At 73.9% G+C, this 17,212-nt stretch carries 8 protein-coding genes; all 8 read right to left on the minus strand.

The features are described from left to right. Nucleotides 1-3,471 carry a vWA domain-containing protein gene (locus HTZ77_RS39005; protein ID WP_175594797.1) on the minus strand — a complete coding sequence of 1,157 codons (3,471 nt, stop codon included), beginning with the start codon at nucleotides 3,469-3,471 and terminating at the stop codon, nucleotides 1-3. Next, nucleotides 3,468-4,634 carry an ATP-binding protein gene (locus tag HTZ77_RS39010; RefSeq protein ID WP_235995805.1) on the minus strand — a complete coding sequence of 389 codons (1,167 nt, stop codon included), beginning with the start codon at nucleotides 4,632-4,634 and terminating at the stop codon, nucleotides 3,468-3,470. Before HTZ77_RS39010 ends, HTZ77_RS39005 begins: the two co-directional genes overlap by 4 nt. A 31-nt stretch (nucleotides 4,635-4,665) precedes the next feature. Further along, nucleotides 4,666-9,570 carry a DNA-binding protein gene (locus HTZ77_RS39015; RefSeq protein WP_175594799.1) on the minus strand — a complete coding sequence of 1,635 codons (4,905 nt, stop codon included), beginning with the start codon at nucleotides 9,568-9,570 and terminating at the stop codon, nucleotides 4,666-4,668. Next, complete coding sequence (locus tag HTZ77_RS39020) at nucleotides 9,567-10,427, minus strand: DUF4132 domain-containing protein (RefSeq protein WP_175594800.1); 861 nt, start codon at nucleotides 10,425-10,427, stop codon at nucleotides 9,567-9,569. Before HTZ77_RS39020 ends, HTZ77_RS39015 begins: the two co-directional genes overlap by 4 nt. A gap of 423 nt (nucleotides 10,428-10,850) precedes the next feature. Further along, nucleotides 10,851-13,352 carry a polysaccharide lyase family 8 super-sandwich domain-containing protein gene (locus HTZ77_RS39025; RefSeq protein WP_175594801.1) on the minus strand — a complete coding sequence of 834 codons (2,502 nt, stop codon included), beginning with the start codon at nucleotides 13,350-13,352 and terminating at the stop codon, nucleotides 10,851-10,853. A 79-nt stretch (nucleotides 13,353-13,431) separates the two neighbouring features. Next, nucleotides 13,432-14,745 (minus strand): family 43 glycosylhydrolase, encoded by a 1,314-nt coding sequence (locus HTZ77_RS39030; RefSeq protein ID WP_175594802.1) that lies wholly within the window; start codon nucleotides 14,743-14,745, stop codon nucleotides 13,432-13,434. 115 nt (nucleotides 14,746-14,860) lie between these two features. Beyond that, nucleotides 14,861-15,793: a formylglycine-generating enzyme family protein gene (locus tag HTZ77_RS39035; protein WP_456237993.1), complete on the minus strand. Its 933-nt coding sequence runs from the start codon at nucleotides 15,791-15,793 to the stop codon at nucleotides 14,861-14,863. Between the two features lies 1 nt (nucleotide 15,794). Beyond that, nucleotides 15,795-17,210: a sulfatase family protein gene (locus HTZ77_RS39040; RefSeq protein ID WP_175594803.1), complete on the minus strand. Its 1,416-nt coding sequence runs from the start codon at nucleotides 17,208-17,210 to the stop codon at nucleotides 15,795-15,797. Nucleotides 17,211-17,212 lie beyond the last annotated feature (2 nt).

A 17,212-nucleotide genomic window follows, 5' to 3' on the forward strand; every position in this document is an offset into this window, starting at 1 on the left:
TCACCGGTTCTCTCCACGAAGGCGTTCCCCCACCCAGCGGGCGAGGGCGAGCGGGCTGAGCGCGGCGACCGGCATCCCGGCCGCGACGAGCTGCTGGGCGACGGGCAGCGAATAGCGCGGCGCCCCGCTGTCGTCCAGGGCGGCGCAACCCAGCAGGTGGACGCCGGACCCCGCCAGGGCGCGCACCTCCGCGAGCAGCCCGCCGATCGGATGGCCCTCCTCGAAGTCGCTCACGACCACGACGAGCGTCCGGCTGGGCACGGTCACCAGCGAGCGCGCCTGGGCGAGGCCCGCCGCGATGTGCGTACCGCCGCCCACCCGCACTTCGAGCAGCAGCGAGAGGGGGTCGGTCACCTGCTCGGTCAGGTCGATGACCTGCGTGGAGAACGTCAGGAAGTGCGTCGACAGCGTCGGCACGCCCGCCAGGACGGCGGCGGTCAGCGCCGACCAGACCACCGACGCCTCCATCGAGCCGGACACGTCCACCACGAGGATCAGCCGCCAGTCGGCCTCCTGACGCGCCCGCGTGCTGAACACCGGTCGCTCCGGCACCACCACCAGCCGCCCGTCCTCCAGGCGCCGGCTGTGCTGGAGGTTCGCGCGGAGGGTACGCGGCAGGTCCAGGGGGCCGCCGGGGCGGCGGGTCGGGCGCGGGTTCGCCAGGCCGGTCATCGCCGGGCGCAGCCTGGTCGCCAGCTCGCGGGTGAGCTCGGCGACCAGGCGCCGCACGAGCGGGCGCAGCTTGGCGAGCTGCTGCTCGGGCATGCCTCCGGCCAGCGACAGTACGGACGTCAGCAGCTCGACGGACGGCCGGACGGCGGCCGGGTCCAGCTCCGCCAGCACGTCGACACGTCCGGCGTCGGCCGCGCCGGCCAGCACTTCCTCGCGGACGTCGGCCCCGAACAGCGCCTCCAGCTCCTCGGCCCACTCCCGGGCCGTCGGGAACGATCGGTCCTGGCCCCCGGCGTCTCCCCCGCCGGAGGGGGCGAAGTCGTCCGAGCCCTCGCCGCGTCCGGCTCCGTACAGGTCGTCCAGGGCACGTGCGTAGGCGCGGGCCTGGGACGGCAGCTTCTGGGGCTCGCGCCCGAGCAGCAGCCGCCACCGGTCGACCGGCGCCAGCATGGCTGACACCTCAGGCCGGGGCTTCGGCTCCTCTCCCTCGCTGGGCGGCGTGGGTTCCTCCGCCTTCACGGGCAACCCCAGTGAGTGCAGGACGGCCAGGGCCGCCGCGTCGGCCGCCGTCCACAGGCCGACCAGTTCGGGCGGGGCCTCCAGGGACAGGTCGAGCCGGTCGCCGAGCCGTTCGGACACCGTGCCCAGCAGCCGCGTACGCGCCGCCGGGGTCAGCGTGTCGAATCCGCCCCGCAACGCCGGCAGCCGGTCCAGGAACTCCTTGTCGGCCAGGTCGTCGACGCGGGCCATGAGGGGATGAAGCACCGCGGGGGCCGATTCGAGCAGCGGGCCGGCGGCGGTCAGCACGCCGGTCAGCAGGCGGCCGAGGCGGCGGCGGCCGTCCGGGCCGGTGGCGGCGTCGATCCAGCCCGCCGCCCGGGCTCCCAGCGCGCCGGCGCCGTCGAGGTCCAGCAGGACGCGGGCCGCCAGCGCCGCGCCCTGCATCAGCGGCGACGCCGTACGGGCCAGCTCGTCCAGCACGCCGTCCATCCGCAGGCTCAGGCGGTCCTCGCCGCTCCGGATGGCGAGCGCGACCAGGGCCGCGGCGTCCTCGGGCTGGTCGCTGCCCGCCAGGCCCGGAAGCGCCCGGATCGCCGCCTCCAGCAGCGTGCCGGCCAGCTCGACGGCCTGCCACCGGCCCTCCGGCGTGGTGCCGGGGAGGTGTTCGCGGCGGAGGGCTTCGAGCAGGTCGAGGGCGTCCAGCAGCTCGGCCAGGGTGGCGGTGGCGGGCAGCACGACGGCGGCCTCGGCGAGGCGGTCGGCGACGAGCTCGGGCAGGTCGCACTGCGCCGCCGCGCGCAGGCCGTCGAGGACCAGCCGGCACGTGGGCCCGCCCTCCGCGGACTCTCTCCGGTGCGTCTCCCGCAACGTGCCCGCGGCGGCCTGCGCGAGGGTCACGCCGCGTACGCCCGCCAGGTCGAGCAGGGCCGGGACCGCCGGGGTCCAGCTCAGCCGCCACCTGGTGGTGAGCGCGGAGGCGTCGCCCGTGCCGGTCACCTCGATCGGCTCGCCGTACGGGACGCCGCAGGTGAGCAGGCGGCGCAGCAGGACCTCGCGGCGCGCGTCCAGGTCGGACCGGAGCGGGTCCAGGCGCATCTCCCGGCCTTCCGGATCGTCCGGCCCCGGCAGCCGCAGCGCCTTCAGCTCGGCCTCCACGGCGGGGCCGAGGCCCGAACGTGGCGTGCCGGGCGAGGTCCGACCGCGTTGCGTGCCGACGAGGACGGTGTCCAGGGCACGGGCCAGCGCCCGGCCGCGGCCGAGGGGTTCGCCCTGGCCCAGGACGGTCGTCACGGCCTCCAGCAGCTCGCCGCGGCCGGGGGCGGGCAGGTCGCGCAACCGGGCCAGGTCACAGGCCATGCGCAGGGTCTCGGCGGCCTCCCCCGTGCCGGCGGTGTGGCCCGCCCGGCGCAGCTCCCGGCACAGGTCGGTGATGGCGCGGGCGGCGCCGTCGATGATCCGGTCGGGATCGCCGCCGGCCTCGAACACCGCCTGCTGCCAGCGGGGGTCCCGGATGCCGGCGGGGTAGCCGGAGCGGGAGTCCAGCAGGTCGAACGCGTACGGGACGAGAGAGACGACCGTCGTTGGCTCGGGATTCCCAGCAGGTCTGGGGGTGGCGGAGGTGACGAGGGCGGGGGCGTGGAAGGCGCCGATCACCGCGGCGACGCGACGGCCGCCCGTCGCGGCCTCGGTGAGGACGCGGCGCATGTGGGCCTCACGCGCCAGATCCCTGGCCGGAACGCCGCCCGACTCCTCGGCGTCCCTGCGCAGGGCCCAGCCGACGCCGAGCGCGGCCCGGCGCACGGCCTCGGGCTCGCTCTCGGGGGCGAGGACCTCCACGGCCCGGTCCCACATGTCGTCGCCTTCGCGACCGGTGCCGGAGGCGGCCAGCGCGTCGGCGAAGGACCGCCGCCGCGGCACCGTCACCGCCTCAAGGCCATCCCCCTTCCAACCCCGATCCGACAGCGGCAGGTCGCAGCACACCACCTCCACCCCTCGCTTCCAGGCCCACCGGACGGCCACCAGCTCCGGCGAGAAGTCGGCGAACGGGTAGAACCCGAGGCCGCCGTCCGCCCCCGCACCCGCCAGCGCGACCGGCGCGATGGTCTCGGGGGCGGCCAGGTGTTCCAGCCACGGCTGGAAGTCCGCGGGCAGCTCGACGCACACCACCTCCGCGTCGGCCGCCTCCAGCAGATCGGGCAGGACCACGGACAGCGCCGGGCTGTGGTGCCGTACCCCGATCAGGTACGGCCGGGCGGAGGCCGCCAGCGCGGCGAGCGCCTCCCTGGGGTCGGAGGTCACCGGAGGTTCTCCCGCAGGTCCCACAGCCGCCGCCACATCGCCGACCCGTCCTCCGCGCGCCGCCGTACCGGCCCGTCCCAGTAGCCGAGCAGCCGCCCGTGGTCGGCGGGATCGTCCTTGCGGACCACGCCGAGCAGGTGGCCGGGCACCAGGTCGAGCACGTCGCCCGCCGGCAGGTACGCCGTCGCCACCCCCAGCGAGGCGGCGACCTGCACCGCCTCCGCCGTGGACATCACGGTTCCGGGCCGCTCCACGTCCCATCCCTCGTCGGACCGCCCGGTACGCAGGTCACGGAAGACCGTCACCAGCGCCTCCAGCACCGCGTCGTCCACCCCGAACGCCGCCCCGGCCCGCTGCACCACCGCGGTCGCCTGGCGGCGGACCAGCGCGGTCTCCGCCGTGGCGTCCGCGATGGGCCCCACGGTCTCGAAGCTGAAGCGCCGCTTCAGGGCCGCCGACATCTCGGACACGCCGCGGTCGCGCAGGTTGGCCGTGGCGATCACGGTGAACCCGGGCGCCGCCGCCACCTGCGCGTCATCGGTCCCGGCCAGCTCCGGTACGCTCACCCGCCGGTCGGACAGGATCGACACCAGGGCGTCCTGCACCTCGGGCAGGCAGCGGGTGATCTCCTCCACCCGGGCCACCCGTCCCGTGCGCATGGCGGTGAGCACCGGCGAGTCCACCAGCGCGCTCCGGGACGGGCCCTGGGCCAGCAGCAGGGCGTAGTTCCAGCCGTAGCGGAAGGCGTCCTCGGTCGTGCCGGCGGTGCCCTGGACGGTGAGCTCGCTGGTGCCGCACACGGCGGCGGCCAGCAGCTCGGACACCATCGACTTGGCGGTGCCGGGCTCGCCCACGAGCAGCAGGCCGCGCTCGCCGGCCAGCGTCACCACGCATCGCTCGACGAGCGAGCGCTCGCCGACGAACTTCGCCTCCAGTTTCAGGCGCTTCGGAGCGCCGGCGGTCTGCCGTTCCTTGGGCAGGTCGAGCGTCTCGCCGCCGCTGCCGCAGATGAACGTCACCACCGCCCGCGGGGTCAGCAGCCACCCGGGCGGGCGCGGCCCGTCGTCGTGGGCGGCGAGGAAGGCCAGCTCGGTCGCGTACCGTTCCTCGGCCGCGAGCACCTGACGGTCCGGAGCGGCAGCCGTCGCCTGATCATCGGTCATGGTCATGGAAGTCCTCACACGGATAGGGGGTTCAGCGGCGCCGGCCGCGTCTGGCGACCTTCAGCTCCTCGTAGCGGGGCAGGTCGCCCTCGCGTACCCGTGCCCACGCCCGGGCGTACAGGTCGGCGGCGGGTTCGAGCGGCACCAGGGGCGCGCCCGGGCACGACTGGAGCATGGACAGCTTCCACTGCTCGACGGGGAGGCTGGGCGCGGCCAGGTCCGTCCATCCGCCGGGCAGGAACAGCGAGCGCCCGGCCCGCCGCCTCTCGGCCTCGATCACGAGGTCGGTGGCGGCCAGCTCGGCCCGGACCGCCTTGAGGCGGGCGGGCTTCCAGCCGGTCCACCGGGCGACGTTGCGGTCGGCCGGGTCCGGCATGGCCAGGAGCATCAGGTAGAGGGCCCCGGCGTCCGCGCCGAGCCCGTGCGTCGCGGCTGCCTCGGCGACCAGCTCGGGGACGGAGCGCGTGGGGTCCTGCGGCCACCACTGCTCGCCGTCGGCCCCGGCAGGACCGGCGAGCAGGGCCTCGAAGCGCGGGTCACGCGCCACGCGCAGGGCGGTCTCGGCCGCGAACGGCTGCTCCATGCCGAGCAGCGCCCGCAGGTACGGGTCGTCCCCGTCGAGCAGCGCGACGCGGATGCCGGGCGCGGGCCGGTCGTCGGCGGTGGGCAGGATGAGGCTCCCGTACCGGACGAATCCCTCGCCGGTCTCGGTCGGCGCGCCCGCGACCTGCACGTACCTGGGCAGGGCGATGTAGCGGTCGAGGTCGAGCACGAGCTCGGGCGCGGCCAGCCGGTCGTGGACGGCGGCCAGCGCGGCGGGCAGCGCCGCCCGGATCGGGTCGCCGACGGGCAGCCGGTGGGCCAGCCACGCCGCCATGGGGACGAAGGACGCGAGCGTGTCCGCGTCGAACCCCGCGTCCTGCCCGCCCACGGGGCGCACGCGGTCGCCCTGGACGGACCAGGACAGGTCGCGGCTCAGCTCCGGCGTCGCGGCCGGGTCCATGAGGGCGCGCAGCGCGCGGCCCGTGTCCCACTCCCCCTTGACCGCGCGGCCCGCCTCGGCGAGCAGCCATTCGGGCACGGCCGCCTGCCGGCCGACCTGGGCGTTCCACACCTCGGCCGCGGCGGCCGCGTCGGGGCCGTCGGTCCAGAGCCGGGCCGGGTCGGCGGGCAGCAGCGCCGAGACGACGGCCTGCCGCACGCCGGGCTCCAGGTCGCGGAGCTGGTCCCGGGCGACCGCCGCGTCGGCCACCTTCACGCCGAGCGTCGTGCGCGCCTCCTTGGTGAGGAAGCCGCGCTGGTACGAGTCCACGTCCGGCATCCCGGCCACCACCAGGGCGGAAAGGGTACGGGAGACGCCGGTCAGCCGGGCGAACTCCTCCACCGCCTCGGCCCGCCACGGCGCCGGCCCGCGCGCCTCCAGCTCGGCGAGGAACGTCTCGGTCCAGCCGGACGGCCGGTTCCCGCCGACCGGGGAGGAGGACGTGACGGTGTACGGCGGCGGCACCTCGAAGCGGCCCCGCGGGTCGTGGACGAGCGCGTCCCAGGTGACCCGGGGGCTGGTGTGGTCGAGCAGGGTGGCGAGGACGACGAACGCCCCGCCGTCCAGGGGCAGCGTCCCGACCCACGTGCCGTTCCGCCACTCGCCGTCGATCCCGGTCAGGTGACGGTCGTCGAGCTGTAGCGTCATCCGCCGCCACCGCTCGGGGGCGGCCGAGAGCGGCAGGCCGCGCTCGCGCAGCTCCGTGAGGAGCGTCCGCAGGGTGGCGCGGTGCTCGGAGCCGGTCGTGGCGGACGCCGCGCGGAAGGCCACGGCGGCGGCGTGGTCGAGCGTCGCGAGCCAGCGCAGGCGGGAGCCGGGCAGTTCGGGCAGGTCCAGATGGAGCCGGGCCGGCGGGGCGGCCTGGCTCCCGCCGGACGGGGCGCCCTGGGCGGGCGGGGCGGGCCGGCTCCCGTCCGGCTCGGACAGCAGCTCACCGACGGCCTGGATCTGGCGGAAGAGACCGTCCCGTTCGGTGCGGTGCCAGTAGCCGTCGGCGTGGACGTTCAGCCCGCTGAGCGCCTCGACGATCACGTCGTCGAAGGGCCCCGCGGGCCCCCGCGACCGGCTGCCGCCCGCCAGCGCCTCCCCTAGCCTGGCCACGACGTCGCGCAGCGCGGCCTGCTGCTGGGCGGCGAAGCGGGCGACCCCGGCGATGCCGGCCACCAGCGCGTCGTCGGTGACGCCCGGCAGCAGCGCCCGGATCTGGGCGGCCAGGTCGTCCTCACCAGTGGACTTGGTCCCAGCGGCGGACTCGGCGGCCTTGAGCAGTGCAGCCGCGGTGCCACCGTCGATCCCGCGCAGCACGGCCGACCCCTCGGGGTCTCGGGGCTCGAAGTACGTCCAGTACCGCACCGGCGGCAGGATGATCGTGCCCTTGCCGAACGAGCCGGGCGTGCGGTCGGTCTTCATCGTGGCCGTGAGCACACCGTCGGAACCGACCAGCTCGACCCGGTAGCTGCCGCGTATGACGGCGCAGGCCCGCTCGGCGCCGGGGAACATCAGCGCGGACACGGGGACCCCGACGTCGTCCGGCACGGTGACGGTCGTCCCGCCCGCGTCCTCACCCCGTACGGACCCGTCGGGCAGCCGCACCACCCGCCAGCCGAGCACTCCGTTCACCGGCGTGCCGACGGGCGTGGGGGCGTCGGAGGGAGCGGGAAGCAGCCTGCCGGTCATGAAGGCGCTGCCCGCCGGGGCGTCGCGCACCGCGTCGGCGAGGAAGCCCGGCATGCCCATGCGGCCCCGCCGCCCGCTGACCGGGTCGAACTCGTACCAGCCGACGGTGGCGCCGTAGTTCTCCTCCCAGGACCACACCCAGAACGAGGTCCCGTCGCTGATCACCGTGCGCTCGGACGGCACCGACGTGTCGCCCCGGTGCAGCACGTCATGGCCGGTGGTGCGGCCGCCGCCGGGCAGCGCCAGGCTGACGGGGTCGTCGCCGCGGTGGTAGTCGAGCTTGACGCCCCGGACGCTGTTGTCGCCCTCCAGGTCGAGGATCCGGTCGGGGGCGGTGTGCCAGTAGCCGCGCAGCCGGTGGTCGCGAGTCCGCGACCGCCAGTAGACCAGCAGTTCGCCGTCCACGTAGTGGAAGCCGTGGTCGCCCCACGTCTCGTCGGCCGGAACGCGCAGGTCGTGCGTGAGCACGACCCCCTCGGGGCCGAGCACGCGAACCTGGCCGGGCCCGGCGACGATCGCGTACGGCCAGGCGTCGGCGACCACGATCTCGTGGGGCATGTCCCGGTGCACGAGGGTCGCGGCGGCGTCGTCCCAGGCCGGCCAGCCGAGCTCGTCGATCAGCCCGGTGCGCAGGGTGCGGGCCAGCACCTCGGCGACGTCCGCGGCGGCGGCCTCGCGTACCTCCTCCTCGGCCAGCAGCAGCGCCTCGCCGGGCAGCCAGGCCAGGCGGCGCATCGCGTCGGGCAGGCCGGGCAGCCCGGCGGCCGACGAGCGCAGCGCCACCTCGCGCATCCACTCGGCCAGCATCGGCCGGCCGCCCGGCGACTCGGTCAGCAGCCGGATGGCGCGCCGGCCGCTGTCGTCGTCGCTGAGGCGGTAGGCGGACGACTTGAACGCGGCCCGGAAGCGGCCGTCGGCCTCCAGCGCCACCAGGTCGCGCCGTTCCTCGCTGCCCGCCCAGTGCTCCAGCACGAGCCAGTGGTGCTCGCCGGGGTCGGCGACCGGCACGTCCATGGACAGCAGCAGGTCGAGCAGGTCGACGTCCTCCAGCGCCTTGAACGTGCGGCCGGCGGCGGTCAGCTCGGTCCGCAGCGGGCCGCCCAGGCGCTCGACGAGCGCGTAGAGCGCGGGCAGGCGCGGTGGCCGCCCGTACGGGCGGTCGCGGAACGCCAGGAAGCGGGTCAGCCAGCCGGCGACCCCGTCGGCGGGCCGCAGCTCGCCCTCGGCCAGCTCACGCATGGCTCCCGAGAACTCCAGGATCTCCAGCCACACGGCCGGCATGTCGTGGTCCCTGGCCTCCGGCATGATCTCCAGCAGCGTCGCGCGTACGGCCGGATCGGCCTGGGCCAGCGCGGTGACGGCGGGCGCGTGCGACTTCCACCAGCCGGTGGCGGCCCGCAGGGTGGCCGGCAGGACGATCAGCTCGGCCAGGTAGGCGCGCTCGGCGGCGTCGGCGTCGATCTTCGCGGCGCGGGCGAGCTTGCGCAGGTCCTGCGCCATCTGGGCCGAGGGCTGCAGGCCGCCCGCGGTCCGCCGCAGGCACAGCCGGGTGAAGCGGCGCAGCGCCTCGTCGGCGGGCAGGCGGCCGGCCAGCTCCTTGGCGTACCCGGACAGCGCCTTGACCGGCAGCGCCCCCGCCAGCGCGAACTCCAGGAACACGGCGTCGAGCCGGTCCTCGTCCACGTCGAGCCCGTACTGCGCCTCCGCCCGGCGGGCGTGGGAGAACATCTGGCCGGCGTAGGTGGCGTTCTCCACGCCGGTGAAGACCCGGCCGGCCTGCTCGTAGAACGTGGGCAGGAAGTGCGGCACGGAAGCGGCGAGCCGCCCGGCCAGCTCCTGGTACGCGTCGAGCGCGGCCTTGGGCTTGGACTTGGCCTGCCGGGCGATGCGTTCGAGCTCGGGGACGACGGCCAGCGCGTGGTGGCCGTCGTCGGGGTGGCGCGCCAGCACCCACTCGGGGAAGCCGAGCGAGCGGCGCTGCCCGACGCCGACGACCTCGGGCTCGCCCTCGGGCTCCAGCCCGAGGAACCCGGCCGCCAGGTCCTCGGCCGGGCGCAGCTCGTCGGCCACCAGCCGGACCACCACCCGGTCGTCCAGCACAGGGTGCCGGTAGGCGCGGGCCACCAGCGGCACCGCGTTCTCACCCGCCCCTTCGGTGCCGGGCGGCAGCACGGCCCCGGCCTTCAGCAGCTCCCGCGCCTGCGGCGTCTCGGTCATGCCCCCTCCTCGATCTGCCGGCCGGCGTGCAGCGCCGCGGCCATCCGCATTCCCTCCGACCACGCCACCGGCCCGACCTCGGACAACGGCAGCGACCTGCCCTCCTGGTCGTGCCAGGTGAGGTTGCCGGTCTCCATCTCGCTGTCCCAGTACGGCTCGCCGATCCACACGGCCGCCTCCACGACGCGGCCCGCGTCCCGGACCCGGCAGGTGGCGTAGCCGCCGGACACCTTGTAGCCGAGCTGCGTGGCCCGGGCCGCCAGCCCGAACCGGGAGGCGTACTTGCCGCCGGCGAACTCCGTCACCTGCGTCGCCCCCACCTTCACCTCGGCGGGCTTGAGCCAGGTGGCCCGGTGGATCTGCTCGACCTTCTGCGTCACCCCCAAGTCGGCGGCGAACTCCCGCAGATCGTCCAGGTCGGGCAGGAGCACCGGATGAGGCAGCGTCACCGTCTCCGGGGACAACCGGACGGTCTCGCCGTCGAGGTTGACCACGCGCAGCTCGCCCGAGGCGGTGGCGTCCCGCAGGAACCCCACCTCGTCGGGGTCGTCGCCGACGACCGCGAGGTCGCGCAGCGCCGCCTGCCACGCCTCGTCGGGCCACACCCGGGCCAGCAGCCCGGTCGGTACGGGCAGGGAGGACACCATCCAGGTGTCCACCTGCGCGACGCACGCCGCCGCGTGCCGGTCGAGCCACTCGGCCAGCCGGCGCAGCCGGTCGACCTCGGGGTGCTCCCGCAGGGTCTTGGGCAGAGACTTGAGCTGCCGCCCCACCGCACGGCCGCTGGTGGAGCGTGCCACCACCCGGCCTTCCATGAGGGCGACCTCATATCCGTCGCCCGCCGCCAGCCAACCCAACGCGCCCGCCTTTCAGAGGTCATGCTTCAGGGGTCATGCATCAGGGGGTCATGCCTCAGAGGGCATGGAGATGCCGAAACGCCACGGCTTCCGCCGCCGCGTTGCGGGAACGCTAGCGACCCGGACCGACAAATGGATCACTTTCGGGGCACAACCTGCGACGCTCCGGTGCGGGACTTCGGAGCGGCGGCGGGTGAGCCGCGGCCTTGGCCAGGGGTTATGCGGAGTTTCGCACCTGTCTTGATGCCGGCCGTCCAGCCGGTCTCGTCGTCACGGGACTAGCCGCTCCGGCCGCGCACAGAACTCGCAGTCGCGCGATCCCGTGGGCGCGGAGGACACGATGGTGAACGAGGTGATCGCCCTTCAGGACGACGCTGACGGTGCGGGTCCGGGCGCCGGACTCGGCCGAATGGGCGCTCCGGGTCACGCGGGGCGCAGGGACGCGGTGAAGGTGCGGCCGTAGGCGTGCCGGGTCGTCGCCTGCACCAGCGTGCCGCCCGGCACCCGCCGTACCGTCACTCCCTCGTCCGCCTTGTCCACCTTGAGTCGCGCGCCCGGAAGCAGGATCGAGATTCGGTCCTGCTTCATCGTCGGGTCCGAGAGCGCCACGACCGTACGGTCCCCTGATCGCACCATCACCGAGGCCGGGCCCTCGACGAGCAGCCGCCCCGCCAGGTGCGGGCCGTCGGTGAAGACGTTCGCCGCGACGATCCCGAGCCCCTCGTGCCTGATCGCCTGCACGTCGCCGCTGTTGGCGAGGACGGTCAGCGGGCCGCGTGTGTAACGGCGCAGAGCGGCCTCCGTCGCGTTCGGGACCAGGGCGTACGCGAACGAGGAGAGCCCGCCGGACGCCGGGTGGGTGACGGAGGCGGTGAAGACGTTCTTGGTCACCGCCGTGTCGGGGTTGGACGTGCGGACGACCCGGCGGCTGCGGGTCACGGTCTCCATCCCGGCCGTCACGGGCTGCCGGCTCAGGAACGCGTAGCCGATCGCGGTGCGGCGGGTGTCGTTGGCGTACCGGAGCCAGCGGGGCGGCCTGGTGTCGCCGGCCTGCCACGCCTTGCCGTCCCAGCCCTCCCCGCTCAGCGCGACCGCGTCCGAGGGGGCGGCGATGCGGCTGTCCACGGTGGTCACCGCGTCCCGGCCGCTCTGGCCGGAGACGCCCGCCGCCAGCACCACGATCTCGTCGTCCAGCATGAACCACGACTTGGTCGCGCGGGCGTTCTGGTAGACGACGAAGTCGTCGGGCAGGATGCCGGCCTGCTTGGCGGTGTACGCGACGTCGTCGGACTGCACCATGCCGGCCACCCCGTACGCGCCGAGGGTGGCGCCGCCGGAGAAGGCGTGGCCGGCGCGCGGGAAGTACACGTAGGTGTTCTGCGACTCCGACGAGGAGGTGAAGTTGAGCGGGTGCCCCGGGTTCTCGTACCAGAGCCGGCCGCCGTACAGCTCGGGGACGGTGCGCCGTTCCTCCACCGGCGCGGTGATCCCGGCCAGCCGGTACGGCGAGACGGTCGTGTAGTAGTCGACGCCGAAGACCTCGCGCTGGTCCTCGCCGGCGAGGTAGAGGTGGAAGGCGCCCTCGCCCTGGAACCAGGGCATGAGGTTCTCGCCGCTCATGTACTCGTACTTGCTGATCCGCTCGGAGTTGCGGGCCAGGGCGAAGGCGTAGCCGGGGCGCCGGTGGACGGTGCGGTCCATGGCGTTGAACGCGACGCAGCGCTCCGGCGGGTTGAGGTCGGCGGCCGGGATGGCGGCGTCGGCGCGGATGGCCGCGTACCGGGCGATGCTGACCGGGGAGACGAAGGCGGTCGGGTCGGCGGCGGGCAGGAACTTGACGTACTTCTTCAGCGGAAGCGAGTCCTCGACGTGGTCGGCGAGGTCGGCGACGGCCTCCACGACCACCCCGACGTCGGCGTACCCGGTGCCGGTGCGCGAGACCGCCCGTCCCTTGACGATCTCCATCAGCCAGCCCTCGAAGATGAGCGGGGCGAAGCCGTCGGCGACCCAGCGGTGAACCACACCGGGCAGGTCCGCCGAGGTGCTCGTCGCCCCCTCCAGCGTCTTGAGGGTCTGGACGACGCGGGTGAGCAGGGCCTTGCCGTACGAGCCGGTGTAGGCGACCGAGTGGTGCTGGATGAAGGAGCCGTCACGGTAGTAGCCGTCGGTGTTGCCGTGCTGGAGGTTGTACGGGTCGATCGTGGCGAAGACGGTGGCCTGGTCGGAGATGGCCTTGCCGACGCGGGCGTCGTCGCCGGTCAGAGCGCCCTGGAGGATGCGGTTGGCGGTGATGTCGGCCAGGTTCGCCCCGGTGTGGAAGCGGGAGTCGAGGTCGACGTCGCCGTTCTTGCCGCTGCGCAGGTAGGCGTCCATGGAGGCGAGGTAGGTCGCCGTCAGGTCGGGTCGTTCCGCCCGCACCCTGTCGGCGAGCAGGGCCAGGGTCCTGCTCACGTGGGTGGGGATGCCGATCTCCCAGTTGTGCCAGTTGCCGTAGTAGCCCTTCGACTGGTCGCCGAAGTAGCGCTCGTGCAGCCACACCAGGCCGTCGAGGACCCGCCGCTGGGCGGTCGCGTCGTCGAGGAGCCGGCCGCCCGGCGTGCGGGTCGCGAGAGCGATCTCGTACAGGTACTGGAAGGCCAGCCGCAGGTTGACGTCGTCGGTGCCGAGCCGCAGGCCGGCGAACAGCTCGCCGTCGCCCGCCTTGTCCATGGCGCTCAGCCGTTGCGTGGCGGTGGCGAGGATCGAGGCGAGCTTGGGGGCGACCTCGGGCCGGGCGTTGACGTCGGGGGTTCCGGCGAGCATCGCGACGGTGTTGGCGATCAACCGGGCATGGTCGATCCCGGCTGACGTACGCGCCTGGGCGGGGGCGGCTGCGGCGAGCAGGCCGGCGGCGGGGAGCAGGGAGAGAACCTGGCGACGGGACATGTGCGGCACTGCGGGCTCCAGGCCGTTGGGGGGTATGCCGGGCTGACCCTACATGATCTATTTTGTCGGGGCCGTTAAGTCAACCTCCGTGACTCCGGTTGCGGCGCTGGACGTACAGCCGGTCGCCCTCGGGGCCGGTCCATTCCATCCGCACGACACCCGCCACGGCCGCGTCGGCCACGCGCGACGGGTCCGCCCAGTAGCCGAAGTTCGGGTTGCGGAAGAAGGTCGCCCACAGCCGGCCGCCGTGGTCCACGAAGACGTTGTTGTGGCCGGCGCCGACCCCCGCGGTCCACCGCTCGGAATACGGTCCCTCGAAACGGTCCGACACGGCGACGATCGCGTCGTACTGGTACTGCGTGCGGCCGGGGCCCGGCGGGTCGTAGGCGTACCGGGTGCTGCCGTCGGGGTCGGTCGACGTCCGGTTCCACGCGGCGTGCACGAGGTAGTACTTGCCGCCGTGCTTGAACACGTAGGCGCCCTCGAGATACGGCTCGGGCGAGTAGGGCGTCTGCTGAAACTGGGGGAGATTCGTGGTCGGGACGATGTCCTCCATGTCGTCCCGGAACTTCGCGTAGAAGTTGTTGTGCAGCACGAGCCACGCGTCGTCGCCCTCGGTGTAAAGGCCGCCGTCAATGTGGTGATAGGCGCCGGGCTCGATGAATTTTGGCCCGCCGACGAGAGGGTCACCGAAGGGCTTGTCGTGGTTGCCCTCGACCAGCCGGTACGGGCCCTCGATCCCGCCCTCGCTCACGAGCATGAACGAGCCGACCTTGCGGGAGTGGTCGCCCATGCACGCGACGATGTACCAGGTGTCGCGGAAGTAGTGCACCTCCGGGGCCCAGGCCTGGCCGCGCTTGCCGAACTGGGTGTCGTACCAGTACTCCTGCCACGGGGCGACGACCGTGCGCCCGGGCCGGTTCTCCCCCACGAACTCGGGCGACCACACCTTGCCCCGCTCGGCGCCGGGCCGGACGCCGGTGGTGTCGGCCAGCTTCCACGGCCCCCGCAGGGACGGCGCGGTCCACACGAAGATGCCGTCGTTCCAGGGGCCGGCCGCTTGGAGCCCGGGCACGCGGGTGGTGCCCGTGGCGACGTACAGGGGACGGCCTTCGACGACGAAGCAGTTGACGTAGGTGTCGCGCATCCAGACCTGACCGCGTTCCTTGTCGCGGGGACGCAGTTCGAGCGGGAGCACGAAGGAGTTGTCCTCGCGCGGCCACAGGTCCGGCCGGGTGTCCGCGAGGCCGTAGGGCTCCAGGGCCGGCCAGTTCGCCGGATACCGCCGCGCGGCGGTGGTCGCCGTGGCGGCCGTCGCCGTGGCGGGCAGCGCCGCGGCCCCCAGGATGCCGGCGGCGCCCGCCAGCAGGGACCGCCGGTCGATGTTCTTCATCGGTCATCTCCTCCAATGCCGCGCGGGACGCCGGTGCCCCGCGTGAAAGGAAACGCTAGTGAGAAACATTTCGTCACTGAATAGACGACAAAACGGTTCTCGAAACGTCTCCGCCTCAGTCAATGCCACTGTCAGAAACGGTGCGGAATCCGGCATTGGCCATCGACGAATCCGGGGTGTTCGCCGACCGCGCCGAATTGCGGTAACGGTTGCAGTAGGAGTCGTGGCACAGGAACGAGCCCCCGCGCAGCACCCGCGCCGTGCCGCGGAGCGGGCCGCGCGGGTCGTCGGGCGGCGCGTAGGCGTAGTAGTCGGGCGCGTACCAGTCCGCGCACCACTCCCACACGTTCCCCACCGTCTGCCAGAGCCCGTACGCGTTGGGCGCGTACGCGCGGACCGGAGCGGTGGCCAGGTGGCCGTCGGCCACGGTGTTCTCGGTGGGGAAGACGCCCTGCCAGATGTTCACCCGCCACTCGTCCTCGGGCAGGTCGTCGCCCCACGGGTAGCGGGCGCCGTCGAGGCCGCCCCTGCTGGCGTACTCCCATTCGGCCTCCGTGGGAAGGCGCCGGCCGGCCCACGAGCAGTACGCGACGGCGTCGTTCCAGCTCACGTGGACCACGGGATGATCGGGCTCCGCCGACGACAGGGCGCCGCCCGGGTGCCGCCAGTCGGCGCCGCGCACGCCGACCCACCAGGGGGTGCCGGGCACGGGGCCCATCACGTCGCCGGGGCGGGCGCGCAGGGCCAGGTGGAACACGGCGGAGAAGCCGTACTCCTCCGCCTCGGTCCGATACCCGGTCGCCTCGGCGAAGGCCGCGAAGTCGGCCGTGGTCACGGCGGTGGCGTCGATCGAGAACGGCGACACCGTGACCTGGTGGACGGGTGTCTCCCCGTCGCCCGGGTTGCCGTCGCCGGTGGCGTCGCCCATCATGAACGCGCCGCCGGCCAGCCGGACCTGCTCGATCCCGTGCCGGCCGCGCGCCGCGAACCGCACGGCGGACCCCCTCGGCGGGCCCGGCGTCGCGGGCGTGCAACAGCTTCCCGACACCTCAGATCCCTTCGGGCAGCGGCTGGCCGTGATGCGGCTCGTCGCCGAGGGCCACCTGGGCGCGGTACATGCGGACCTTCATCTCCTCGCGGACCGCGCGGTAGGCCGGGTCGTGGTAGACGTTGCGCAGCTCGTCCGGGTCCGTCTCCAGGTCGTACAGCTCCCATTCGCCGCTGTAGGTGAACGGGCCCGTGCCGGGAAGGCCCAGGCCGTCGTTGTAGAAATAGATGATCTTGTAGCGGGACGTCCGGTAGCCGTAGTGGGCCGGCGCCTTGTGGAAGACGTCGTCGTGCTCCCAGTAGCGGTAGTACATCCCCTCCGCGGGCGGCGGGCCCGGTTCGCCGGTCAGGTCGGCCAGGAAGCTGCGGCCCTGCATCCGCGGGTGGTGCGGCACCCCCGCCGCGTCCAGCACGGTCTGCGCGAAGTCCACGTTGGTGACGATCCCGGTGTGCACCTGGCCCGCCGGGATCCGCCGCGGGTAGCTCAGCACGAGCGGCATCCGCAGCGACTCCTCGTACATGAAGCGCTTGTCGAACCAGCCGTGGTCGCCCAGGAAGAAGCCCTGGTCGGAGCAGTACATCAGGAGCGTGTCATCGAAGTCGCCGCGTGCGCGGAGCCAGTCGACGACCCGGCCCACGTTGTCGTCGACCGACGCGACGACGGCCAGGTAGTCCTCCATGTACCTCTGGTACTTCCACAGCGCCGTCTCCTCGGGGGACAGCCCCTCGGGCGGGTCCTGCTTGAGGTCCTCGGCGTTCAGGTGCTCGGCGATCCGCATCGCCGAGCGCCGGGCCGACGAGGAGCGTGTCGCGTGGTCGTCGGTGAACGTGGCGGGCACCGGGATGGGGTCGGAGTACGTCCCGGCGTGCTTCTCATCGGGCTCCCACGGGCGGTGCGGCGCCTTGTGGTAGATCAGCAGGCACCACGGGTCGTCGCCGTCGAGCCCGTCCGCCCAGGCCAGCGCCATGTCCGTGATGAGGTCGGTGGCGTAGCCGGGGACGGTGCGCAGCCCGTCCTCGGACAGGAACGAGGGGTCGACGTACTCGCCCTGCTCGATCAGCACGTCCCAGTAGTCGAACCCCTGCGGGTCATGACCTGGGCCGTCGCCCATGTGCCACTTGCCGACGACCGCGGTGCGGTAGCCGGCGGCCTTGAGCCGGCTCACGAACGTCGGCTGCGCGGCGTCGATCGGCGTGACCAGCGTCGTGACCCCGTTGACGTGCGAGTACGTGCCGGTCAGGATGCTGGCCCGGCTCGGCGAGCACAGCGCGTTGGTCGCGAAGCAGTTGTCGAACCGGGCGCCGAGCGCCGCGATCTCGTCGATCCGCGGCGTCCGGTTCACCACCGACCCGTACGCGCCGACGGCGTGCGCGGCGTGGTCGTCGGTGAGGATCATGACGATGTTGGGACGTCTCATCG

This window comes from Nonomuraea montanisoli, assembly GCF_013363975.1.
GTDB lineage: Bacteria > Actinomycetota > Actinomycetes > Streptosporangiales > Streptosporangiaceae > Nonomuraea > Nonomuraea montanisoli.